The organism is Ornithinibacillus halotolerans (genome assembly GCF_014637405.1).
Classification (GTDB): Bacteria; Bacillota; Bacilli; order Bacillales; family Amphibacillaceae; genus Ornithinibacillus; species Ornithinibacillus halotolerans.
Genome location: NZ_BMEY01000007.1, coordinates 23,730 through 47,672, shown reverse-complemented (window position 1 = coordinate 47,672; position 23,943 = coordinate 23,730). Strand labels below are relative to the sequence as shown.

Here is a 23,943-nt window from a genome sequence, read left to right as displayed (position 1 = left end):
CTTATTATTAGGTGATATTTAGGAGGTTTGCATGTTGAATAACAGCACCGAATTGAAGAATGGTATTTTGCTAGAATTTGCAAAAACATTAGAATTATTTGATTTAACCCCAATTGAAGCTCGGATTTTTTCCTTTTTATATGTAGAAGGTAAACCGTTAACTCTTGACGAATTAAGTGATGCATTAGGTAAATCAAAAACGACAATGAGTAACGGTATTCGAAATCTAGGAGAACTAAATCTCGTTAAGCGTGTATGGAAAAGAGGAGTACGAAAAGATTTATACCAAGCAAACAAACAATTATATAGAACATTATTAAGTTCTTATATAAAAAAGTGGAATGATGCGACAGAAATCAGAAATGAAGCTGTAATTGAACTTAAGTATCAATTTGATCAATTACGAGAAGAGGAGAAAGATGAAGATCTCCAAGAGAAGCTTGAAGAAATATTAACATTCCATACCAAGTTAGATTCGTTTTTCAAAGAAGCTTCCGAAATAAAAAAATGATGGCTATGGGGAAATTCCCTATAAGCCATCTTTTTTTATAATTTTAATAAATTCACTCAGCAAATCTGGATAAAATCCTTCTTGATGTAAAGCATAGACTGTTTCCGTTGGTTCTAATTTATCGCTTAAACTCCCTACAAATCGAACAAGATGGGACGAATAATCTAATAATCCCTCTTCGATTTGTTCTTGATATTCTCCATTTAATTGTTCAAGAGTGGAAAAAAGTTCATTATACTCTTCTTGTGTCAGTTGATGCTCAATCACAAGCTTTGTAAAAGGGTATTTATTGATATCGATAATCTTAGTTAATAATTGCAATTGAAATAAGGTAAGATTATTCAACTCGGACAAACTTCATTTCCCTCCTTCAACAGTAAAAATAAGAAGTTTTACGAAAACAATCACAATTGGTAGTATTTTTATTTACACTTCTTTATAAAAACCTATTGCTTTTTATAACATATGGTACTATTATCGTAAACGTTAGAATAATAGATAGTTAAAAATTTATTATGACATGAAGAGGAGGGTATTCATATGATCTGCTGGAAGTCTATAAATATCGATAGACATTATGGTACAAAATGGGTAAATCTAATTTCAACTTTCATCACGATAATAACTTTTATCATATTAAATGTACCATTCTCTATTATGCACCAAGGTAACAATATTACTGATAAAGGGATCGTTTATTTACTTTTGGCAATTATTTTATTACCTTCTCTTCATTCCTTTATGCATATTTTACCATTAATTATACAAAATAGACGAATTAATTTAATTGTTAATAGAAAAAAAGCCTTACCAATCTATACATTTTATACAGACGCCCATATTAGTAAGAATGCCTTTTTACTATCTACAATAACACCAACTCTGACTATTACTATTCCTGGATTAATTTTAGCATTTCTATTTCCTGGATTGTATGTTTACTTTTTAATTGTTACAGCCATCAATATAGGAATGTCCTTTTTAGATTTTGTCACAATCAGACATCTACTAAAAGCACCAAAACACGCAGTAATAGAAAAAGATAACGAAGGCTTTGATATTCTTTTAAAAGCCAATTAGAAGAGGGAAAATACTCCCTCTTCTTTTTTTACATTCGAAAAGAGGCTTTTTTCACTATCCTTAATTTGAATTTTTTGTTACAGTATTTTATAGGTATCTATCGTTCTATTTAAATGATAGTTATTTTTAGGTTTAGGGAGGCATTTAATTATGATAATTTTCTTTCTTATATATGCATTCATTATTTTATTCATTTTTAATACATTGACGGATAAATTTTGTAACAAACTGGAAATGAATGCTACTAAGCGAGCTAATGTTTTTCGTGTTACAAATATTATGATACTTATCTTGCTCGTATCCTCCTATGTCAGAGTTTTAAATGTGATGGTTTAAATGATGAGGAAATATGTGTAAAAAATATGTAATTCTCCTTTTAGCTATTATAATATAGACAAACTGTGGTATATTTATTTTTAGCAAGAAAAGTAAGTTACAGATTAGGAGTGTATTTATGAAGAAATTAACGATTGCAACAATTACTGCTGGTGCTTTGCTTCTGTCAGCATGTACGGCTGATAATGACGAAAAAAATTCAGATTCAACTTCTAACGATCCAGATATCGTTGTTGAATCGAAAATAGGCGATATTTCCAAAGAAGAATTCTACAATGAAATGAAGGAATACTTTGGCGAAAATACACTATACAATATGGTCGTATTAAATGTATTAGAAGATAAATACGAAGTGACTGATGAAGAAGTAGATACAGCAGTTCAAGAAGTAAAAGATGAGCAAGGTGATATGTTCTCTTTATGGTTAATGCAAAATCGTTTTGCTGATGAAGAAGCATTCCGTAAACAAACATACGAAAGACTATTACAAGAAAAGTTAATGTTTGAAGATGTTGAAATCTCTGATGATGAAGTGAAAGAGAAATTTGACGAAATGAAAGAAAACAGACAAATTGCAATTCGTGCAAGCCACATCTTAATTAGTAAAGATGATGAGGATTTTGATGCAAAAGTAGCTGAAGTACAGAAGAAACTTGATGAAGGCGCTGATTTTGCAGAGTTAGCTAAAGAATATTCTTCAGACGGTTCTGCTGAAAACGGCGGTGATCTTGGTTACTTCGCTACAGGGAAAATGGTAAAGCCATTTGAAGATGCCGCATTTGCATTAGGTGAAGATGAAGTTAGTGGTCCTGTTGAATCAGAATTCGGTACTCACTTCATTAAAGTAACAGATATCCCTACGTTTGAAGATGAAGAAAGTAAAATTCGTAAAGAATTAGCATCAGAAAAAGTTGATTTTGCTGCTGTTCAAGAGAAGTTAAATAAACTGATTGAAGATGCAGATATAGATATTAAAATTGATGAGTTCAAAGATCTATTTACACAACCAGAAGCTCAAGGTTAAGAATAGATAGAAGGGTCTGTCCTAAGTAAAGTGGACAGACCCTTTTTTTAACTAGTTGCATTTCTGTTATGCCTTTCTTCCCGTTCTTCATTCATTCGATCTATATAGATTTGCCCTTCTCGCTCAATATAGTGCTTTTCCAATTCCTTTTCTGCACGCATCGCTCGAAAAGCCATATAGCCGCTAAAGAATATAAAAATTATTACTGCTAAAACCCACCAAGGCATTCCTAGAATCATCATATACCCTCCTTGTCCAATCTACATATTCCATATATATGTACAAGGAGTTCAATTCATTACTTTTTTAACTATTTTCAAAGGTAGGTTTATAAAATGTTCGATTATCCAGAGGAAATAATCGTTCAGTAAATTCACCCGGTTTTACTTTATCAAGTGCTCGATTCAACATATTCATTTTAGCATCAATTAAATCGATAAGATGTAATAATTCGGCTTCCCGTACTAAAGGTGGTGTAGGACTCCCCCACTCCGCTTTCCCATGATGAGAGAGCACTAAGTGTTGTAAAATCAGTACTTCTTCGCCATCAACGTTTAATTCTTTAGCAACATGGCCAATTTCTTCAATCATGATTGGGATATGCCCTAACAACTTTCCTTCCAATGTATAGGAAGTTGAAATAACTCCGGATAATTCTTTCATCTTGCCTATATCATGTAAAATAATCCCTGCATATAATAAATCTTTGTTAACTTGCGGATACAGTTCACAAAGTTCACGAGCGATTTTTAACATACTTACAATATGATGTAAAAGTCCTGACACATATTCATGGTGGTTCCTTGATGCTGCAGGGTAAATTAGTAATGGCTCCTGATATTTCTTTACAATTGCTCTTACGATACGTTGGATTGTTGGATTGGTCATCTCAAATATCGTTTCGGTTAATGTTGCTATTAATTCATCTTGCTCAACTGGTGCTTTTTCTATAAAGTCAGATAGTTGAACCCCATCCATTTCATGGGCTAGACGAATAGAATTAATTCTCATTTGTGCTTTTCCGCGAAACTGATTGACCTCACCAGTAATTCGAATTATTTGTTCCTGACAGAATAAGGTTTCATCTTCCTTCGTTACATCCCATAATTTTGCTTCAATTTCTCCAGTTGCATCCCGTAACATTAAAGTTAGAAATGGCTTTCCGTTTGTTGTTGTTCCCTTTACTGATTCTTTAATTAACACAAACCCTTCAAACGAATCCCCTATTTGATAGTCTCCGATCCCATTTTTCATTTGTTTTCCTCCCCATTAACAGAAATGAGATTGACATGCAATCTTTAGCAATAGTCAATCCCACCTGATTAGAATTTATTTGTTTTTAGGTATATATTCAAATATCTTACCAGACTCTACAACCTGGATAAATTTCATTAACCAGTCATAATAGTCTTGTGCATATTCTAATCGGTCCAAATCCCGGGTTATACGCTCTTTTAATTCACTATCCTCTGTAGAATCATACAGTTTTAATAATTCTTCTTTTGTTTCTTCCGCCTCTTCGATATTTGACTCGGTCTGTTTTCTCCATCTTCCACCAAATAATGACGTAAAAGATTTATACCAATCTTCTTCTGACTGGTATAGGTCTTTTCGAATTCCTTTTCTATATGTGGATTCTACCATTTTCATATCGTACAAAGTTCGTACTCCGGTTGACATACTTGTCTTACTCATCTCAAGTGCATCTCGCATATCATCCAATGTCATTGGTTCATCGGAAAAATATAACACCCCATATAATCTACCAATAGAAGAAGTAACTCCGTATAAATTCATATTTTTGGCAATGGTTTGGATAAACTTTTCTATTGTTTCTTCATGTTTTTCCCATTCTTTGCTCTTTTTGTCTTCCGTCAATGGATGTCCCTCCATTTGCAAGTTGTACAATTCCATTCATATATGTCATTTTAATCAAATTGATTGTACCTTGTTTTCCATTAATTTTCCACTAATGGAGTCATATTTGTCAACTGGATTAAGTTTTTGTCGAAAAAACTTTCACGAACTTCATCTCTACATGTGAAAAATAGAATTTGATGTCTTGTTGAAAACTCCTCTAGAATACCAATCATAGTACTATTTCTCTGTGAATCAAAATGAACAAATGCATCATCAATAATAAATGGTAAATGTGTTTTCTCACTCATTACGTCACTAATTGCTAATCGCAAGGAGACATATAGCTGATTGATTGTACCTTGAGATAATTCATTCACATGAAACCTTGTATGATCATTTCTCTCCACTATAAATGGTTTATATTCTGAAGGCGGATAAACAGTACTATAATATCCATTAGTGATTCGTCCAAAGAAATAACTAGTTTTTTGTAAAACTTTTTCTAAGTATGTGTCTCTAAAATTATCTTTTGTCTCTGCTAATAATTCTTTTGCCGTTTTTAATATTGCCCAACTTCGAACAAGTTTTGTAAGTTTTTCTTTTTCACTTTCGAATTGATGCATTTTTTCTGAGTATGCTTCTGAAGATTCCAATCGTTGGAACTCCACCTTAAGTTGAGCTAGCTGATGCCTAGTTTTATCTAATTCTTCCTCTAATATGTTAATTTGCTCATTCGCCTCTTCTATTTCTAATTCAAGAGAATTCTTTAAAGGAGGCTGTTCGATAAATTCCTCCCATTCAACTGGTGTGAAGTTATTTACTTGTGCAATAATTTTCTCACTTGCAGCTATTAGTTCTTGTCTCTCTATTAATTCATTAGATTTCTTATAAAATTCTTCTTCATCCTTCACATTAGCCTTGTTTAATAGTATTTGAATCTCATTTTCAATTGTTGCACATGTAATCGTTAGTTCTTCGATATGTTTTTCTCTTTCCTTTATTAATTTTGTTGTTTGGTTAATTTGCTGTTTTCTATCCTTATATTCTTCTACGATTGATGCAAGTAGTTCCATTTTTGCTTGTACAGTTTGAAGCTTTGTTTCAAATGAATATGTCTTGAAAAACTGTTCAATCAAATGATGGAATTGATCTATTTTTTCCTGTAGACTTTTGTTTTTATCAACTACTTCAGTTAACTCCTTGTTCTTTAATAGAACATTTCTCAACGTGTGTAAAAGTTCTGGCCAGTATTCAAGTTTTTGATTGGCAAGGAAAGGATATGCATGTATTTGTTCGCTTATTTTTTGACTCAAATCTACTTCTTTCATTTTTAGTAATTGTTGTTGTTCTAGCAAATGATTTATTTGAATCTCACAATCTCTGAGCTTATCTTGTAATAATTCTAGTTCCCTTTTATTTTCCCCATTTATTTGAAGTAACCGTTCTGCCTTATTCAGCTCTTGATCTGAGATTTCTGGTAACCCTTCTGGGATAGTACTATCCGTTATCATTAAGTCCATTTGTTGAATGGATTTCTTTCCTAACCCATATTGAGCAATTCCTAAAAGGACTATAAGTGCACTCAAGTTAATAAATAATAAATTATCCGTAAGAACCGTCATGCAACCTAATACGATACCAATAATAATACTTACTATTAATAAACGCGATATTCGTTTGGATGTTTTCTCTTTTGTTTTTTCCCATTTTACTTGCTTTTGTACATTTTTCTGATGGAGGGCAATCTTTAATTTACTCTCTGTATGAGAATCCACAATCTCTTCCAATTCCTTCTTTTTTTCAGGAGGGAGTAAACTAACATTAATATCCTCTATTTCTTTTTCAATCCGTGATTGTTTTAATTGTTGTAAATGAATCTGTTCCACAATACTCTGCTTATCATTCGTAAGTTTCTCTTTTTGTACCTTTAATTCCTTCCATTGATTTTCAATATGAAAAGGTAGGTGAAGAGTAGATAATTCTTGCATACTCATGTCTATATTTAGGTCCGTTATTCCTGCTTGTATTTCTTCTTCAAGTTTCCTGTGCTGTTTAATGATTGAGCTATACTCTTTATGTATCTCTTCATATGTTGAGTAGTAAGACAAAAGTTTATCCGCTTCCTCAATCGGGAAATTCTGATTCATTGACTCCAGTTCTTTATTTTCTTTTAATAAATTCGATTTAGTCGTCTCACTAATCTTCCTTTCACTTTGGATAGGAAGTAGTTTTTCTTTTAAGGATTGAAGTCGGACTACTCCATTCTCTGGAAATAAAATGTCTTCTGGTAACTGTTTTAATCGATGTTGGTAATTTATATATTCTTCTACTAATGGAAGAGTTTGAATCATTCTTTCTAATTTAATTATCGTATCTTTTTTCTTTTTTATTTTGCTTTGGATTTGTTGCAGATTTTTTTCTAATTCTAGACTTTTATTTTTCTTATCACGATATGTAGCTTCTTCTAATTTCAATCGTGCCAATTCTCCATCCAGTTTTTCTAGTTTTATTAACTGTTGATTAATGATTGGATTTTTTCCGTATGGTTTAAAATATTCCCCTAGTCGTTGCATGAACTTCTTTTCAACAGACTGAATTCTAGTTGAACCAGTTAAACCAATTCCAAGTAACATTTCACTTAAATCTTCATCTTTCACCTCTTGCAACTCACTTAAATCCATTGCTGAAAATGAAAAAATAGATTGATATGTTTTTCTATCGACTCCTCCAAGCCTTTCTTTTAACCATTCTTCAGGGTACTCGTTTCCATCTGGAGTAAAACAAACAGCAGCACCATTTCGAGAACCTCCTAATCGTTCGATTGTAAAGTTACCAATCTCAGGATCAATTACAGTTAGTCTGCCTCCTAATTTACCACTTGTTTTTGGTTGAAACTGTTTCCGGTCTTTTGGTGGTAATCCAAAAAGCATAAATAAAATAAATTGTTGAATAGTCGTTTTTCCAGACTCATTTTCTCCGTAAATTGCTAGAAATGAACGGTTAGAAAAGTCTATCGTATAATCTACCCATTTACCAAAACCATAAATGGTAGCCTTTTGTAACTTCATATCTTCACCTCACTCTTTTAAAAGTTCATGTACAAGCAGTTCATACGCTTCTTTCTTAATGGAAGTTATTTCTTCATTAGAGATTGTATCCATATATTTTCTGGCTTCTTTATGTTGCAGAATTTCACTTAAATAATCTGTTACAGAAGCCATATCTATTAACTGTGACAATTCTCCAATGAAATGATCACCTGTTTGAAGTTTTTCCTTATCAATTCCAGTATGAACTAGAGAATAACGATAGATATGAATCCAATTATGATATTGCATAAATGATTCGTTTATAATGTCGATAATATCTTCTAATAATTCCTCATTTTTCCATTCGTTCACGATTGTATGCTTACTTTCTAATGTCAGCTCGAGTAATTGTGGTAATTGGTAGTTCTGTTTTTTTAATTCCGCCACTACATGAATTTCAACTTGATGGATTGTTTCGCAATTAGTTATATCAATATTTAAACGATCGAATGTAACTGCCTGAAGTGGGATAAATTCTAACTGACTATCATGTATGGACAATTCAACATAATAACAACCTTTATCGCCAATTTCTTTACGATTTCTACCTTGTATATTACCTGGGTATATGATGAATGGGTTTTCCTTTAAGATTTCACGTTTATGAATATGGCCTAATGCCCAATAATTAAAATCTTTTTCCACTAAATCATTAATTTGAAATGGAGCATATGTATCATGTTCTGTATTGCTTTCAATACTTCCATGAAGCATACCAATATGGAAAGGTATTTCCGGATCTGATTTTGTATACTGGTCAATTTTTCTCTCAATAACTGCTCTTTTTTCATAACTAAATCCATAGATTTTTGCCAATGGCTTTTTTTCTTTTTCATAGATAAAAGAATGGATGTTTTCTTCATTAAATATATGTACATTTTCAGGATATGTTATCGGATAAATATTACCTGACAAATAATCATGATTTCCATACGAAAGATATACTTGTATTCCGTGGTGATGAAGTTGTTCAAAAGCAGTCCTCAACTTTATTTGTGCTTTTAAACTTTGTTTATCATTATCAAATAAGTCACCAACAAGTAGGATAAAATCTACTTTTTTCTTAATGGCAATATTAACTAAATTATCTAATGCATGAAATGTACTTTGGCGAATTTCGTGAAATAGATGATTATCGACACCTGCTAGCCCTCTGAATGGGCTGTCAAGATGTAAGTCGGCAGCATGAATAAAGGATATTTTCATAAACACCCCTCCTTTTTGTATATTTTATCAGAATTGATATACGAATGCACGTTCGACAATTAGTGGAAAGAAAAGGGGTACTTACGTCATATAAATACCCCATTAAAACCTATTCTTTTTTAGTCAACTGTAATGCTTTCTTAATATCTTTGAAGGCATTCGACTTGCCGTACATGAGTACGCCACCTTTATATACTTTCGCTCCAATTATAGCCAAAAGAAGAATAGTGACTAGTAATACTCCAACTGACAAGAGTACTTCCCATGCCGCTATATCTAATAGTCCTACACGGATAAACATGAGCATTGGTGAGAAAAATGGAATATAAGATGTAATCGTCACAAGTTGTGAGTCTGGTGTATTCATCCCGAATATTGCTAAGAAAAATGCCAGCGCAAGTAACATAATAAGTGGAGTAATAATTTGGTTTGCTTCTTCTACACGTGTCACTAAAGACCCTAACATGGCTGCTAATGTTGCATATAAGAAGTATCCCAACAAGAAGAACAGTATCCCATATAAAATAATAGAAATGGATGCATCTTGCAGTCCAAATGACTCAAGGATTCCACCAACACGATCCTTATTAACTTGGAGCATGATAAAGGAAACTAAGATAAATAGAGCAATTTGAGTTAACCCTACTAAAGCAATCCCGATTATTTTAGCAAACATATGGACAATAGGTGAAACACTAGATATGAGTAGTTCCATTACTCTTGAAGATTTCTCTGTCGCCACATCTGTCGCTATAATCGATCCATACATTATAACCGACACATATAAAAATAGTAGTATCAAATAGACGATTCCACGAGCCTGGTCTAGCTCTTCTTGAGATTTACTATTTGTATCTAATGCTACAGTAGTCCATTCAACTGGAATAAACATATTAGCAATTTCACTCTGGTCTACTCCTAGCTTTGAAGTTGTAAGCGCCACTTTTGCTTGCTGTAACTGTTGTTGAATGGTCGTCTGAAGCGAAGAATCAGTTATATTTTCTGCAAAGAAAGTTGCCTCTGGAAATCCATTAGAATCTAGATTCAACAATAATAGTGCGTCATAATCCCCTTCAAGCACTAGACTCTTTGCTTCCTCGACTGACTCTGTGAATGGTTCCATGTTCACTTCTTCATTTGGTTGAACGGTAATATATTCTAGTAATATATCTGATTCATCTATTATTGCTACTTTTTTCTCGTCATCACCTACAAAAGATTCAATAATAGAGTCAAAGTTTAACATTAACATGAGAAAAAAAAGGATTAAGATCGTACTAATATAAAATGCTTTCGATTTCAATTTCGTAACATACGTATGTGAGGTGATTATCCAGAACTTATTCAAAGCTTGCACCTACCTTCTCGATAAAAATATCATTTAACGACGGCTCTTCTAATTCAAACTTACGAATAAACCCTTTATCTTGAAGTTCACGGAATATTTCCTGTGATACATGTTCATCTGTTATTTGTAGTTCACAACCATTCATCGTTTTTTTATATTTAGCTACACCGTTCATTTTCTCTAGAAAAGTTAAATCAAAATCTGCATGTATACTAAGATTCTTTTTACCGAAAGAGCGTTTAATTTCTCGTAGTGAACCATGAACGACAGGATTTCCTTTTTGGAGGATACACAAATGCTCACATAGTTCTTCTACATGATCCATTCGATGAGATGAAAATACAATAGATGTACCTTGTTTCTTTAAATCAATAACAGCTTCTTTCAGCATTTCAACATTAATAGGATCTAACCCTGAAAATGGTTCATCTAAAATTAACAACTCCGGCTGATGTAAAACTGCTGAAATAAATTGGATCTTCTGTTGATTACCTTTCGATAACTCCTCCACTTTTTTATCCATATATTCTGGCACCTTAAACCGCTCTAACCACATCTCTAATTCCTTTACTGCGTCTTTTTTATCCATTCCTCGTAAACGTGCTAAATAGACTATTTGATCTCTTACTTTTAACTTCGGATATAATCCTCTTTCCTCAGGAAGATATCCGATAATACTACTTTTCTGATAATCTATTCTTTCTCCTTTCCAAGAAATTTCACCAGAAGTTATGCCTAATAATCCGAGGATCATTCGAAATGTTGTCGTTTTCCCTGCCCCGTTACCACCTAAAAAACCAAACATCTCATTTTCTGGAATTTCTAAAGAAAGATTGTTTACAGCTATGTTTTTTCCGAACCGCTTTGTTACATTTGACAATTTCAAACTCATATTTCTTCCCTCCTATTCCTTCCTTTGATAATAAGCTACAACAATTCCAAAGATGAGACAGTGTAGCATGTATAAAGCTGTTAATAAGAAAAATGCAAAAGATATACCATCAAAAATGATGACAATTGGCCATGCAATAAGCATAATAACGAGCATAATATCCCATGTTCTTCCTTTCGCTCGATTATTTACATGGTAATACCGCTCATCATAACGGTGATTTTTCATTCCCACTTTACGTTGAATAAAAAATATCATTAACATAAAAATATAGTTACCTATAAGTAGGAGTACTACCCAAGGTGCTTCGGTAAATTCTTGACTAAACATCATATTCCCCCAAACTATTTATTAAGATTCTTTTTTAATATCCACGGATTTTCCAACTTATCGAACATTCTCATCCCCCTCAAAAATAAATAAATCTTCAATCGCACACTCAAATATTTGAGCAAGTTTATGTGCGAGTACAAGCGAAGGCTTATACTTCCCTTTTTCTAAGGAAATAATTGTTTGCCTAGATACTTTTAAAACTTGTGATAATTCTTCTTGGGTCATATTTCGTTCTACTCGTTTTTCCTTTATTAAAGTTTTCATCACGATCTCCTACTTTTGTAAAGTTAACTTTACGTAAAGCGTACTATACATTATCTAAAAATGTCAAGGGGACTTTACAAAATAATTTATTTTTTACAAAATGGGGAGGAAAGAAGGATTTACGAAAGAAAAAGAGAATATATACCAATGGAACTATACTTCAGGAGGGACGAAAATGAGGACTTATGCATTAACGGTATTTAATAAAACTGGGGAAAAATTGTTAGACGAGACGTTTAAAGCAGAGAATGATCAAGATGCAAAAAAAATTGGGGAAGAGCGATTAGAAAAAGAAGGATACCTAGAACATACTCATCGATGTGTTTCACCAGAGGCTAAGTTAATATTATTTCATCGTTAATAAATAAGCTGTCTAAAGTTTAATTACTCCTTTAGACAGCTTAATCCAATATTACCTACAATATTACTTCCCTTTAAAGCTTGGTTTGCGTTTTTCTAGAAACGCACTTACTCCTTCTTTATGATCTTCTGTTCGACGTAAATCCCATTGATTTTCTTGTTCTTTTTTCAAATAAGCATTTAACGTATTAAGGTGTAACTCATGATAAGTTAATTTTGTTTTTAACATTGCTTCTAATGGAGATTCACGGAGAACCCCGACTAATTTTTCAACTTCTTCTTTGACATCTCCATCTGTGATTATATCCGCTAACCCTACTTGTTTTGCATCTTTACCAAGTATTTGCCGAGGATTTCCCCAAATAAATTGTTTCGCTTGATGAGATCCGAGACGCTGTTCCGCCCAAAAATGTCCTCCACCATCTGGTGCTAAACCAACTCCCATAAACAACATAGCAAATTTTGCTTCACTATTTGCAATAACATAATCAGCTGTTAATGCTAAACTTAATCCTAGACCTGCAGCCGAACCTTGAACGGCTGAGATTACAATCTTTGGCATCATATATAATGTTCGTACGACTTCTCCGATTGTTTCCATTACTTCATCAAAAAATTCCTTGTTCGAGAAGTCCTTCATCATTCCAATATCCCCACCAGCACAGAAAGCTTTACCTTCTCCTGATAAAATTACAATTCGATCATCGTTTTTTTCTACTTTTTTAATAACATCCAATAGTTCTAATAAAGTTTCTCTGTTTAATGCATTAAAACGATCTGGGCGATTTAAAATAATAGAGCTTACCCCATTGTTACGTTCGTATTTTACAAAATTCAAGATAATTTCCCCCTTTTTATAATCTATCTATCCAACATATTCGCTCTGAAACAAGCAAATTCCTTCTTTCGCATAACAAATATAGGCATAAAAAAAACACAGGAAATTTAGCATCCTGTGTTTTTAATCTTATTGCTGGGAGCCGTATAATTCTTCTAACGGTTTTGTAATGATTTGACTTAATTCGTTAATAACTAAGTTTAGTCGTTGTTCTGCTTCCATCAGTTTAGAAATTCCTTCATGTTGTTGAACAAGTTCTACAACTTGACGAGCTTTTTCAATTTCTTCCTCTGTAATATCTTGACCCTGCATCTGTTTTTGTTGAAGCTCCATTTGTGTATCACGGAAATCTTCGAACATTTTTTTAGCAGAGGGATCATTCATAACTGCTTCAAACGTATCCTTTAAACCTTTAAATTCTTCACTATCACGAATGGCCTTTTCTAAATCATAGGCACTATCATACATATTTGCCAAAACAAATTCCTCCTTGAATAGGTTACACCCACTATAACAAACGAAAACTTTGATGTATACTAATAGCTATTTTTGAAAAGAATTTTTTTTACACTATTGGTATAATGAAATAAAAAGTTAAAAATGAGGTTTTCCCTTTGATTGAAAAGCTAAAACGATTTTTTCCTTCTATTCAACATTATAGAACGATTCCAACTAAATTAAACGACAAATACAAATGGTTTTTAACTGAAGATTCTCAACTAATAGGTATTGAGCCAAATGAATTGGATGAAAAAGACAATGCATTATTGCACACATTATTAAAACCATATTATAGTCTATTTCCTAAAATGACGGACGCAGAAGAAAAATGGTACGAATGGATTAATAATAAACGTACAATCCCTAACACAAATTTGACGTATCGTTTTGTATACTTTCAAATTGTTCCAAATCAAATTGAACCACAGACATTTAATGAAGCAATTCGACAATTATTTGATTCAGAAATGCATCTATTATGGGAAACTGAAACTACAGGAATTATGATTGAGGTCATTGAATCAGAGAATACACTCTCCTACAAAGAAATTATCGATACATTAATGAGTGATTTGTATATTAATATACGTTTCTTTGTTGGCCCATATCAAACTGAATTACCTAATGTGAGGCAATATTATCATTACATATTGGAGTGGGCAAAAATCTCATTTCTTTATTCACAAAATAACGTGATCACTTATTTAGATGCTATCCCGTTTATCTTTGTCGAGCAATCTAACTTATCTTTTAAGAAAACTGTAATCAGTTTAGTATTGCAGGAATTCCAGGATGATAATGAATTTGCAAAAATAATGGAAGTATTTCTAGAAAGTAATTTAAATATTTCGGTTGCTGCGAAGAAATTGTACATGCACCGAAATAGTCTCCAATATCGTATAGACAAATTCCAAGAAAAGACTGGCATCGACGTTAGGAATTTCCACCAAGCAGTTTCAGTTTATCTAGCATTACTAGCAAATAGTAAATAACCTTTTGTAAACGTGCACAAAGACAGTCTATTTCTTTGTGCACGTTTACTATTTTGTCCATGCATAAAATTCACTATAATAAAGATAGAATTAAAACGCTTTCATTACAAGGGGGATATATACATGGCTGAACTAAGATTAGAACATATTCAAAAGAAATACGACAAAGAAGTAATTGCGGTAAACGATTTTAACTTGCACATACAGGACAAAGAATTTATCGTGTTTGTTGGACCGTCTGGTTGTGGTAAATCAACTACACTTCGTATGATTGCAGGTCTTGAGGAGATTACTGAAGGGGAACTTTATATCGATGATAAAAAGATGAATGATGTAGCTCCAAAAGATCGTGATATTGCAATGGTTTTCCAAAACTATGCATTATATCCACATATGAACGTATATGATAATATGGCTTTTGGTTTAAAACTACGTAAATTTAAGAAAGATGAAATTGATAAGCGTGTTCAAAACGCAGCGAAAATTCTAGGTCTTGAAGCTTATTTAGACAGAAAGCCTAAAGCTCTTTCAGGTGGTCAGCGTCAACGTGTAGCATTAGGACGTGCAATTGTTAGGGATGCAAAAGTTTTCTTAATGGACGAACCACTTTCTAACCTAGATGCAAAACTTCGTGTACAAATGCGTGCGGAGATTCAAAAACTTCACAAACGTTTACAAACAACTACCATTTACGTAACACATGACCAAACAGAAGCGATGACAATGGCTACACGTCTAGTTGTTATGAAAGATGGAGTTATTCAGCAAGTGGGAGCACCAAAAGAAGTTTATGATAATCCAAACAACGTATTTGTTGGTGGATTTATTGGCTCACCATCCATGAACTTCTTTAATGGTCATTTAAAAGATTCTAACTTTGTTATGGGTGATGTAAATATTAAAGTTCCTGAAGGAAAACTAAAACTTCTAAGAGAAAAAGGATATGAAAATAAAGAATTAATACTAGGCGTTCGCCCTGAAGATATTCATGACGAATTAGTATTTATTGAATCAACACCTTCAACAAAGATTACTGCAACAGTAGAAGTTGCAGAATTAATGGGTGCAGAAACATACCTATACTCTAAAGTGAGTGATCAAGACTTTATTGCCCGAGTTGACTCTCGTTCTGATATTCACGGTGGTGAAACAATCGATTTAGCATTTGATATGAACAAAGCACATTTCTTTGATGCAGAAACAGAAGAAAGAATTAAATAATAGTATGGTGTGAGAGAGGAGATAGATTCTCCTCTCTTTTCTATTCATTTAGACGAAATAAAAATGTAATTTATGTTAATTAAAGGGAATTATTTCTACAAACTTGTAAATAATATACTCATATCAAAGAGAAATAGAGGAAAGCAATTAGCTCTCCCCTATTTTGCCATTTATATTCTATTTTCCATTAAGTTGTTGCTGAGCAGTTTGTACTAATCGTTTAGTGATTTCTCCTCCAACAGAACCGTTAGAACGAGAAGTATTTTCACCACCAAGATTTACTCCAAACTCAGAAGCAATTTCATATTTCATTTGTTCAAGAGCCTGTTCAACACCAGGTACAAGAAGTTGGTTTGAATTGTTACTTGCCATATTTATCACCTCCTGTATCCATAGGTTTTACTGTTAAACGTGATTTATCACAAGAAATCACTGGTAATTGAGATAGAATAAGGTTGTCCTAAATTTGGGGACAATAAAGGGAAAGCCTTATAGACTTTCCCTGTTTAAGGGTTTTTAACCCAAGCCATCATTATTGAATTTTACCAGATAATTGTTGTTGAGCAGCTTGTACTAGACGCTTAGTGATTTCTCCACCAACAGATCCGTTAGCACGAGAAGTAGTGTCACCACCAAGGTTTACTCCAAACTCAGAAGCGATTTCATATTTCATTTGGTCTAAAGCTTGTTGTGCTCCAGGCACTACTAATTGGTTTGAGTTGTTGTTGTTTGCCATGTGTTATCACCTCCTGTGATATATATTGTGAGCAGAATCAAGAATTCTATCACAAAAAATGTTTGGTAAATTGTGGTTAGAAAATACACTTCTTTTCTTGAAGACTTAGATTTGAATTTTTTTAACTAATAGCATTTCCACTTCATAACTACAATGAAGAGGATTTCTTCTCGATTTCCATCTACATTTCTCCTTCATTACAACATTAGGGAAAATTATCACCATTTAAATCAAAAAAAACCTTACCATTAAAGGTAAGGTTCTTCCATCTTTATTTCGGATATGTCATCTCTTTTGGATTCACATATTTATCAAATTCTTCTGCAGTTAGTAATCCAAGTTCAACAGCAGTTTCTTTTAGTGTTGAATTGTTTGCGAAAGCTGTTTTAGCGATTTTAGCAGCATTCTCATAACCGATATGTGGGTTTAATGCTGTTACTAACATTAAAGACTCATTTAAGTTTTTCTCGATATTTTCAAGATTTGGTTCAATACCTACTGCACAGCGATCATTAAATGAAAGCATACTATCAGCAAGTAGTTGACAAGATTGCAAGAAGTTATATGCAATTACTGGTTTAAATACGTTTAGTTCAAAGTTACCTTGACTCGCAGCAAAACCAATTGCAGCATCATTTCCCATAACTTGAGCAGCAACCATTGTAACAGCTTCACTCTGAGTTGGGTTTACTTTACCTGGCATGATAGAACTACCTGGTTCATTTTCTGGAATTGTAATTTCTCCAATTCCACAACGAGGTCCACTAGCTAACCAACGAACATCATTCGCGATTTTCATTAAATCAGCAGCAAGCCCTTTTAAAGCACCATGAGCAAATACTGTTTCATCATGACTCGTTAATGCATGGAATTTGTTTGGAGAAGAAACAAATTCTTTACCTGTAAACTTACTAATTTCAGCACATACACGATCAGAGAATTCAGGATGTGCATTTAATCCAGTACCAACTGCTGTACCACCAATTGCTAACTCTTTTAAGTACGGAAGGCTAGAAATAATCATCTCCTCTGATTTTTCTAACATTCGATGCCATCCACTTATTTCTTGTCCAAGTGTTAAAGGTGTTGCATCTTGTAAATGTGTACGACCTATTTTTACAATATCCTGGAAAGCATCCATTTTTGTTTTAAGTGTATCTTTTAATGTACGAAGTGCTGGTAGTACCACATCTTCTACTTTTAGTACTTCTGCTACGTGCATCGCAGTTGGATAAGTATCGTTAGAGCTTTGTGATTTATTGACATCATCATTTGGATGAAGAACTAAGTCACTTCCTTGCTCTTTCAACCAATTATTTCCAACATATGCAATAACTTCATTCAAATTCATATTAGATTGTGTTCCACTTCCAGTTTGCCAAACAACTAGTGGAAAATGCTCATCTAAGTTTCCTTCGATAATTTCTTTAGCTGCATAGGCAATTGCTTCTGCCTTCTTAGCATCCAATAATCCTAAGTCGCTATTAGCTTTTGCAGCACTCATTTTCAAGATTGCAAACGCTTTTATAATTTCAGTCGGCATTGTTTCATTTCCGATTGGAAAGTTCTGTTTACTACGCTGTGTTTGTGCCCCCCAATATTTATCTGTTGGAACTTTTACTTCCCCTAATGTGTCATGTTCGATACGAAATTCCATATGTACTTCCTCCCCAATGTTGATTTTAACATCCTATTCTATTGTACCAAATTTTTAAGAAATGAGAATTAAATACATCTTATTTCAGTAAAAATGATGGGGCTAGGATTAATTCACAAAATTGTAATTCCTATTCCTCTAAATTACCATTATACTTATATGTATCATAGTATATAGGTTAGGAGGAATTACTCATGCCTAATATATGGACACATATGCTTTTTTGTGAAGATGTAGTTGATGCATCTGGAATACCTGATTCAATCCATAATCATAATTATATTTTAAATATAGGCGCACAAGGTCCAGATCCTTTCTTCTATTATAAATTTTGGCCATGGATCAGTGACCAGCCAGTTAATGAAATCGGAAATATCCTCCATACCAAAAAATGTGGTGCCTTTCTAATTGATTTAATTGAAGCTGCAAAAAATAAAGGTGATGAAATAAAATCTTATGTATTTGGATTTATTACTCACCACATCTTGGATAGAATCACCCATCCATATGTTCATTATCATGCCGGATATAGTGGAAATAATCATTCCAAACTAGAAATTGTCATTGATACATTGATGATGGAAAAATATAAGAATTTAAAAACTTGGAAAACGCCAGTGTATAAAGAAGTTCATATCAATAACAAACTTAGGCGAGATATTGCTGAATTACTTCATCAAACTATTAAAAAGCATTTTCCAAATATAAAAGAAAATACAGTCAGTAATATTATAAAAGCATATAAAGACATGAAATTAGCATTAAAGTTATTAGCAGACCCACATGGTTGGAAAATTAAGGTCCTTGGTTCTACAATTTCACCATTTTCACATCAACCAATTACCGATCATAAAGACTACTTAAACTTGGAACATGCTACCTGGTATCATCCAGCAACTAAAATTCCAAGTAAGAAAAGCTTTATCGATTTGTATGAGCAGGCTAAATTTGAAGGAATTGAGATTATGAAAAAGGTTATTTCCTACTGGAATGATAGGACAAATAAGGATGAGCTAATAGAAATTCTTGGTGATATTTCATATGATACTGGATTACCACTAGAATCAGATATGGAAAATCAATATTGTAAACCAATCATTTAATGCGATATAAAAACAGAAAACCGAACTTGTACTTTTATAGGTGTATTGCTCTAGCACCTGTAAATGTAAGTTCGGTTTGTTCTTTTCAGATTCTGCAGATTCCACTGAGTGGTCACCCTAGTAATAAAATATCGCTAAACATTTATAGTGGAGGATTCAAACGAAGAGTAAGATATATACCGATCAAAAGAATAAAAATAATTCCGATTATGATCCATTTCTTATCTAACATGACCTCACCTCTATAAATAATTGTACTATATTAAATATTGTTATGCAGCATTATCCCAATTATCCCTTAGTTATTATGCTGCTTTCTTCGCAGCTTCTACTCCTTTTTGTACATTTACTAAACTTAATAAAATAATACCGGCAATAAAGAATACAATTAGCGAAAGAATACCAAATCTACTATTTCCAGTTATTTGACCTACAAATCCGAAGACAAATGGCCCAAATACTGCTGAGAACTTCGAGGAAATACCGTAAAATCCAAAGAACTCACCCTTTTTATTTTCAGGTATCATTCGACCATAGATGGATCTACTTAAGGCTTGTGCACCACCTTGAACAAATCCAACAGCTGTTGCCAATAGATAGAAATGCAAGGCTGAATTCATAAAATAACCGATAATAACGATGCCTAGATAGATAAAAAGTGTAATCATTAAAGCTCGTTTTGCTGTAATTTTACCTGCTAACCATCCAAAGAAGAAGGTTGAAGGTATACCAACAAATTGTGTAATTAATAATGCAACAATCAAATCATTTTGACCGATTCCTATTTCCGTTCCATAAATAGTTGCCATCCGAATGATTGTTGAGATTCCATCATTAAATAACCAAAATGCAAATAAGAAAAGTAATAATTGCTTAAATCGACTGATCTCACGGAATGTCGTTCCAATTCTTGAAAAGCCAATTCTCATATACGACTTATCCCGTTTCACAGGTTCTTTCTTCTCATCATGAATGTTTTTAAAAAGCGGGATAGAAAAGATTAGCCACCATAATCCTACCATTGCGAAAGAGACTTTCATTGCCATCACTTGATCAGCTAAACCAAACCAGCCTGGCTTTAGAATCATCGCCACGTTAACTAATAATAATATTCCACCGCCTACATAGCCTAGAGCAAATCCTCTTGTAGACACTTTGTCTATATCTTTTTCATCTGCTACCTCTGGTAAGAATGCATCATAAAATACGTTCGCACCAGAAAATCCAATTGATCCAATAATGAATAGGATGGCTACGAAAATATAATCACCTTGCCCAGTGAAAGCAAGCGAAATACTTGCAACCATTCCCATAAAAGCAAAGAATCGTAGAAACTTCTTCTTCGCAGCTGAAAAATCAGCAATTGCTCCAAGTACAGGGGCTAAAATCGCGACTATTAATACTGCAATGGAGTTCGCATAGCCCCAGTAACTTGTCGCTAATCCACTATCGATATTATTGGCAGCAACACTGGAATAAAATATTGGTAAAATAGCGGCTAGCATCGTTGTAGCAAAAGCAGAGTTACCAAAGTCGTACATCGCCCAACTAAATTGAGTTTTTTTATCTTTTTTCAATTCTCAACTCTCCCATCTTCTTATAAAAACATATCACAAAATTATGGAGGCAATATTAAAAAATTGTAAATTCTTTTATGCTTTTTCTAAAGAGGCAGCAGCTTCATTTGTTGTTTCAATTGCTTGCACTAAGTTACCCATTCGCCTTACTTGTTCATCAACCATTGCTTCTAGTTCCTCAATTGTTGCAGTTGTCTCTTCTATAATCGATGCAAATTGATCTACCGATTGCTCGATGTTTTCAGAGGAACCTTTAATTTCATTTGCTCGTTCATTTAAGTATTGTAAATAGGTAATAAAGCTTTCTAATTGCTTACTAATTTTTTCAAAATTTTCCTTTGCAATCATTGTATGCTTTGTACTTGTAGTTAATTTCCCTTTATTTGTATTTACTTCAGCTTGTGTACTTTTAGCATCCTCTTCTATCATTTGCAAATTCTCTCGAATATGTTGTGCAGTAGCTTGGGACACTTCTGCTAATTTTCGAACTTCCGACGCAACTACAGAAAACCCTCTACCAAAGTCACCTGCTCTTGCTGCTTCAATACTAGCATTGAGTGCTAGTAGGTTTGTTTGTTCTGCAATAGCTTGAATTTTTTCGGCATTAGAAGCATTTTCATCAATCCGATTAACTAATGATTCCATATTCGTTGTTAGTTGATCAAAAGAAAGGCCAAAGTCATTAATTGTTTCAGCCAATGTTTCCATTGATGCTTGTCCTTTTCCAGATAGACTAATTAATTCCTCACCGTCAGCCATACTCTTTGCAAAAGAATCAATCATATTTTCCAATAATTGATGATTTTTATTTGTGGACTCAGAAATATCAGATGCATTCTCTGCTTGAACTTGACTAGCTTTTGCTAATTCTTGAAAACCAGCTAGCATTTCTTTCATTTGTTGTTGATTTAAGTTACTATCTTGTTCAATAATATCCATTTGACTTTTTACTTCCTGTGCACTTGCCTGTATAATTTCTGTTCTTTCTAATTCCTCCTCGGACTTAGCTTCGATTTCAGACATACTTTGTTGCATTGTCGTAATAAACCCTCTAGCCACCCGAATCTGGATAAACAAAACTATAAAAATCAACAAGAAGAAAACGGTTGCAATGATAGCAGAACGCATATCAAAACCAGCTATTTCTCCTTTGGTTACAAGAAAGAAGCCAAGTAATAATAACCCAAGTGCTCCACTTGTTGTTAAGACAGCTTTGGACAAAGAAACTGCAGCTACAGCAAGTAGAAAGAATGTAAAAAGCATATTGGTTACATAATTGGAACTTAACATGACAACTAGAGATACCCCTGCTAAACAAGTAATAGCAATATAAGGTATTACTTTACTATATATTCTTTTCATTTGAAAAATAGTAATAATCGCTAAACATATTAGTCCACCAATACCAATCGCTAGCATATTTTCTATTGGAGCACCGACAATAATTTCAGCTCCTAAGCCGAGGAACATGGCAAATAATAAGATATACGATAATGTTTTATTTTGCTGTTGTAAAATTGTAGTATTTATCTTCATGAAATCCTCCTAAAGTACTATAGATATATTCAAAAAAAGAGCCTTACCAGACGTAGGCAAGGCTTTTGAAGGATGCGCACGATTTATTCCCATATATAATGTAAATATTCTTCACGAACGCTTGCAAATTCCTTTTTATTTCCTTTTTTAATGGATTCGTTTATTTTATCCTCTAGTATCCCTTTATTATAATTAAAACATATTTCATCCAAAATAAGTCTTGAAATTAGTTTCATTTCAAATGGAATTTCTTTTTTAGCTGCTAGGACCTTTCCTTTATATGGATAAAAGCGGTATACTACCTTTTCCTTTTTCATTGGAATGCCCCTCTCGGCCTTTAATACTATTATCCTAAATTTTTAGAATAATTGCAATGAAAATATTAACTTTGAACTTGTATGAATTTAGTCATATTTTTTTCATAATGGAAACATACTTATAGCATGTCAATTGATATTCATACATACCTTTCTTTTTCTCTAGACCCACCCATACTTAGTTTGATATAGTGAGAGCGATTGTAATTACGTGGAGGAAAACTAAATGACACAACCAAATATGAAAAGTGGAGAAAAAGGTGCTTGGATAAGTATCTTCGCATATCTTTTTCTTGCAGGAGTAAAACTGTTAGTCGGGTACATAGGAAATTCCGAAGCATTATGGGCGGATGGATTAAATAATTCTACTGATGTCGTTGCTTCCATTGCTATATTAATTGGCTTACGAATATCTCAAAAGCCACCAGATCAAAACCATCGATATGGACATTATCGAGCAGAAACTATTGCTTCCTTACTTGCCTCATTCATTATGGTAGCAGTTGGTTTACAAGTAATCTTTTCTACAATAGGAAATATGTTTACTAGTGAAGGAACACGCCCAGATATGCTTACTGCTTGGACTGCTCTAGGTGCAGCAATCATTATGTTTTTCGTTTATCATTATAACCTTTCTCTATCCCGAAAAATAAATAGTGCTGCTCTTTATGCTGCTTCTCAGGACAATCGCGCTGATGCCTTAGTAAGTATAGGTGCATTTATCGGAATAATTGGTGCTCAGTTTGGCTTATATTGGCTCGATCCGCTAGCTGGATTAATAGTTGGAGTCATTATTTGCCGAACAGCATGGGAGATTTTTAAAGATTCTACTTTAATGCTAACTGATGGCTTTGATGAGGACAGATTACAAAAGATAAAGGCGGAAATTTCTACTTTTCCTGAAGTGAAAAAAGTTGAGGATATAAAAGGAAGAGCATTAGGTAATCAATCTGTTCTAGATGTAACGATAAAAGTGGATCCGCAATTAAATGTTATCAAAAGTCATGATATTACAGTGAAAATTGAAGAAGCTCTAGCTGAAAAGCACGGAATTCTATATACCCATATCCATATAGAACCGTATTATGAATAGAATTATATAATCAAGCTTCCTCGATAATCATTGTCGAGGAAGCTTTTGAATGAATATTATGTCCACATT

26 protein-coding genes are annotated in these 23,943 nt (G+C 33.2%); 8 read left to right on the top strand and 18 right to left on the bottom strand.

Features of this window, described 5'->3' with window-relative positions; translation table 11 throughout:
* The first annotated feature begins 31 nt into the window (after positions 1-31).
* Positions 32-511 (top strand): GbsR/MarR family transcriptional regulator, encoded by a 480-nt coding sequence (locus tag IEV35_RS08295; RefSeq protein ID WP_188384207.1) that lies wholly within the window; start codon positions 32-34, stop codon positions 509-511.
* An 18-nt stretch (positions 512-529) separates the two neighbouring features.
* Here IEV35_RS08295 and IEV35_RS08290 read toward each other — a convergent pair whose 3' ends face one another.
* Positions 530-865 (bottom strand): DUF1878 family protein, encoded by a 336-nt coding sequence (locus IEV35_RS08290; protein ID WP_188384206.1) that lies wholly within the window; start codon positions 863-865, stop codon positions 530-532.
* Positions 866-1,051: 186 nt separating this feature from the next.
* On the opposite strand from IEV35_RS08290, the gene IEV35_RS08285 reads away from it, so the two are divergent.
* Entirely contained in the window at positions 1,052-1,591 is a 540-nt protein-coding gene (locus tag IEV35_RS08285) for a DUF3267 domain-containing protein (protein ID WP_188384205.1), read from the top strand.
* Between the two features lie 454 nt (positions 1,592-2,045).
* On the top strand, positions 2,046-2,951 hold the full coding sequence (locus IEV35_RS08280; protein ID WP_188384204.1) for a peptidylprolyl isomerase: 906 nt from the start codon (positions 2,046-2,048) through the stop codon (positions 2,949-2,951).
* A 47-nt stretch (positions 2,952-2,998) separates the two neighbouring features.
* Here IEV35_RS08280 and IEV35_RS08275 read toward each other — a convergent pair whose 3' ends face one another.
* From IEV35_RS08275 to IEV35_RS08235, 9 genes are all read right to left on the bottom strand, one after another.
* Positions 2,999-3,190: a sporulation YhaL family protein gene (locus tag IEV35_RS08275; protein ID WP_188384203.1), complete on the bottom strand. Its 192-nt coding sequence runs from the start codon at positions 3,188-3,190 to the stop codon at positions 2,999-3,001.
* Between the two features lie 67 nt (positions 3,191-3,257).
* On the bottom strand, positions 3,258-4,205 hold the full coding sequence (gene yhaM / locus IEV35_RS08270) for a 3'-5' exoribonuclease YhaM (RefSeq protein WP_188384202.1): 948 nt from the start codon (positions 4,203-4,205) through the stop codon (positions 3,258-3,260).
* A 75-nt stretch (positions 4,206-4,280) separates the two neighbouring features.
* A complete protein-coding gene (locus tag IEV35_RS08265; protein WP_188384201.1) occupies positions 4,281-4,829 on the bottom strand; it encodes a GbsR/MarR family transcriptional regulator in 549 nt (182 codons plus the stop codon).
* Between the two features lie 80 nt (positions 4,830-4,909).
* A complete protein-coding gene (locus IEV35_RS08260; protein WP_188384200.1) occupies positions 4,910-7,879 on the bottom strand; it encodes an ATP-binding protein in 2,970 nt (989 codons plus the stop codon).
* Between the two features lie 9 nt (positions 7,880-7,888).
* Positions 7,889-9,106: a metallophosphoesterase family protein gene (locus IEV35_RS08255; protein ID WP_229740689.1), complete on the bottom strand. Its 1,218-nt coding sequence runs from the start codon at positions 9,104-9,106 to the stop codon at positions 7,889-7,891.
* 109 nt (positions 9,107-9,215) lie between these two features.
* Positions 9,216-10,463 carry an ABC transporter permease gene (locus tag IEV35_RS08250; RefSeq protein WP_308419775.1) on the bottom strand — a complete coding sequence of 416 codons (1,248 nt, stop codon included), beginning with the start codon at positions 10,461-10,463 and terminating at the stop codon, positions 9,216-9,218.
* Positions 10,447-11,346: an ABC transporter ATP-binding protein gene (locus IEV35_RS08245; protein WP_188384197.1), complete on the bottom strand. Its 900-nt coding sequence runs from the start codon at positions 11,344-11,346 to the stop codon at positions 10,447-10,449. Before IEV35_RS08245 ends, IEV35_RS08250 begins: the two co-directional genes overlap by 17 nt.
* 12 nt (positions 11,347-11,358) lie before the next feature.
* Positions 11,359-11,676 carry a DUF2178 domain-containing protein gene (locus IEV35_RS08240; protein WP_188384196.1) on the bottom strand — a complete coding sequence of 106 codons (318 nt, stop codon included), beginning with the start codon at positions 11,674-11,676 and terminating at the stop codon, positions 11,359-11,361.
* Positions 11,677-11,733: 57 nt separating this feature from the next.
* The gene (locus tag IEV35_RS08235; RefSeq protein ID WP_188384195.1) at positions 11,734-11,943 is read right to left on the bottom strand and encodes a helix-turn-helix transcriptional regulator; all 210 of its coding nucleotides are present in this window, start codon (positions 11,941-11,943) and stop codon (positions 11,734-11,736) included.
* A gap of 175 nt (positions 11,944-12,118) precedes the next feature.
* On the opposite strand from IEV35_RS08235, the gene IEV35_RS08230 reads away from it, so the two are divergent.
* Complete coding sequence (locus tag IEV35_RS08230) at positions 12,119-12,304, top strand: YhzD family protein (protein ID WP_188384194.1); 186 nt, start codon at positions 12,119-12,121, stop codon at positions 12,302-12,304.
* Positions 12,305-12,367: 63 nt separating this feature from the next.
* Here the strand turns inward: IEV35_RS08230 and IEV35_RS08225 are convergent, their stop codons facing one another.
* Entirely contained in the window at positions 12,368-13,141 is a 774-nt protein-coding gene (locus IEV35_RS08225; RefSeq protein ID WP_188384193.1) for an enoyl-CoA hydratase, read from the bottom strand.
* 129 nt (positions 13,142-13,270) lie between these two features.
* Positions 13,271-13,618, bottom strand: coding sequence for a YlbF/YmcA family competence regulator (locus IEV35_RS08220; RefSeq protein WP_188384192.1), 348 nt, complete (start codon positions 13,616-13,618; stop codon positions 13,271-13,273).
* Positions 13,619-13,755: 137 nt separating this feature from the next.
* Between IEV35_RS08220 and IEV35_RS08215 the strand changes: the two genes are divergently transcribed.
* Together IEV35_RS08215 and IEV35_RS08210 are read left to right on the top strand one after the other, a co-directional pair.
* Positions 13,756-14,634, top strand: coding sequence for a PucR family transcriptional regulator (locus IEV35_RS08215; RefSeq protein WP_188384191.1), 879 nt, complete (start codon positions 13,756-13,758; stop codon positions 14,632-14,634).
* A gap of 123 nt (positions 14,635-14,757) precedes the next feature.
* Positions 14,758-15,855, top strand: a complete 1,098-nt coding sequence (locus tag IEV35_RS08210; RefSeq protein WP_188384190.1) for an ABC transporter ATP-binding protein — start codon at positions 14,758-14,760, stop codon at positions 15,853-15,855.
* A 177-nt stretch (positions 15,856-16,032) separates the two neighbouring features.
* On the opposite strand, the gene IEV35_RS08205 is transcribed toward IEV35_RS08210, so the two are convergent.
* The 3 genes from IEV35_RS08205 to fumC form a co-directional block, all read right to left on the bottom strand.
* Complete coding sequence (locus IEV35_RS08205; RefSeq protein ID WP_188384189.1) at positions 16,033-16,227, bottom strand: alpha/beta-type small acid-soluble spore protein; 195 nt, start codon at positions 16,225-16,227, stop codon at positions 16,033-16,035.
* Positions 16,228-16,387: 160 nt separating this feature from the next.
* A complete protein-coding gene (locus tag IEV35_RS08200) occupies positions 16,388-16,591 on the bottom strand; it encodes an alpha/beta-type small acid-soluble spore protein (protein WP_188384188.1) in 204 nt (67 codons plus the stop codon).
* Positions 16,592-16,862: 271 nt separating this feature from the next.
* Positions 16,863-18,248, bottom strand: coding sequence for a class II fumarate hydratase (gene fumC / locus IEV35_RS08195; RefSeq protein WP_188384187.1), 1,386 nt, complete (start codon positions 18,246-18,248; stop codon positions 16,863-16,865).
* A gap of 194 nt (positions 18,249-18,442) precedes the next feature.
* Between fumC and IEV35_RS08190 the strand changes: the two genes are divergently transcribed.
* The gene (locus tag IEV35_RS08190) at positions 18,443-19,351 is read left to right on the top strand and encodes a zinc dependent phospholipase C family protein (RefSeq protein ID WP_188384186.1); all 909 of its coding nucleotides are present in this window, start codon (positions 18,443-18,445) and stop codon (positions 19,349-19,351) included.
* A 305-nt stretch (positions 19,352-19,656) separates the two neighbouring features.
* Here the strand turns inward: IEV35_RS08190 and IEV35_RS08185 are convergent, their stop codons facing one another.
* The 3 genes from IEV35_RS08185 to IEV35_RS08175 all read right to left on the bottom strand — a co-directional run bounded on the left by IEV35_RS08185 (position 19,657) and on the right by IEV35_RS08175 (position 22,781).
* The gene (locus IEV35_RS08185) at positions 19,657-20,928 is read right to left on the bottom strand and encodes an MFS transporter (protein ID WP_229740688.1); all 1,272 of its coding nucleotides are present in this window, start codon (positions 20,926-20,928) and stop codon (positions 19,657-19,659) included.
* Positions 20,929-21,003: 75 nt separating this feature from the next.
* Positions 21,004-22,464, bottom strand: coding sequence for a methyl-accepting chemotaxis protein (locus tag IEV35_RS08180; RefSeq protein ID WP_188384185.1), 1,461 nt, complete (start codon positions 22,462-22,464; stop codon positions 21,004-21,006).
* 83 nt (positions 22,465-22,547) lie between these two features.
* Complete coding sequence (locus tag IEV35_RS08175; RefSeq protein WP_188384184.1) at positions 22,548-22,781, bottom strand: hypothetical protein; 234 nt, start codon at positions 22,779-22,781, stop codon at positions 22,548-22,550.
* Between the two features lie 226 nt (positions 22,782-23,007).
* On the opposite strand from IEV35_RS08175, the gene IEV35_RS08170 reads away from it, so the two are divergent.
* Complete coding sequence (locus IEV35_RS08170) at positions 23,008-23,874, top strand: cation diffusion facilitator family transporter (protein WP_188384183.1); 867 nt, start codon at positions 23,008-23,010, stop codon at positions 23,872-23,874.
* Positions 23,875-23,943: the final 69 nt, after the last annotated feature.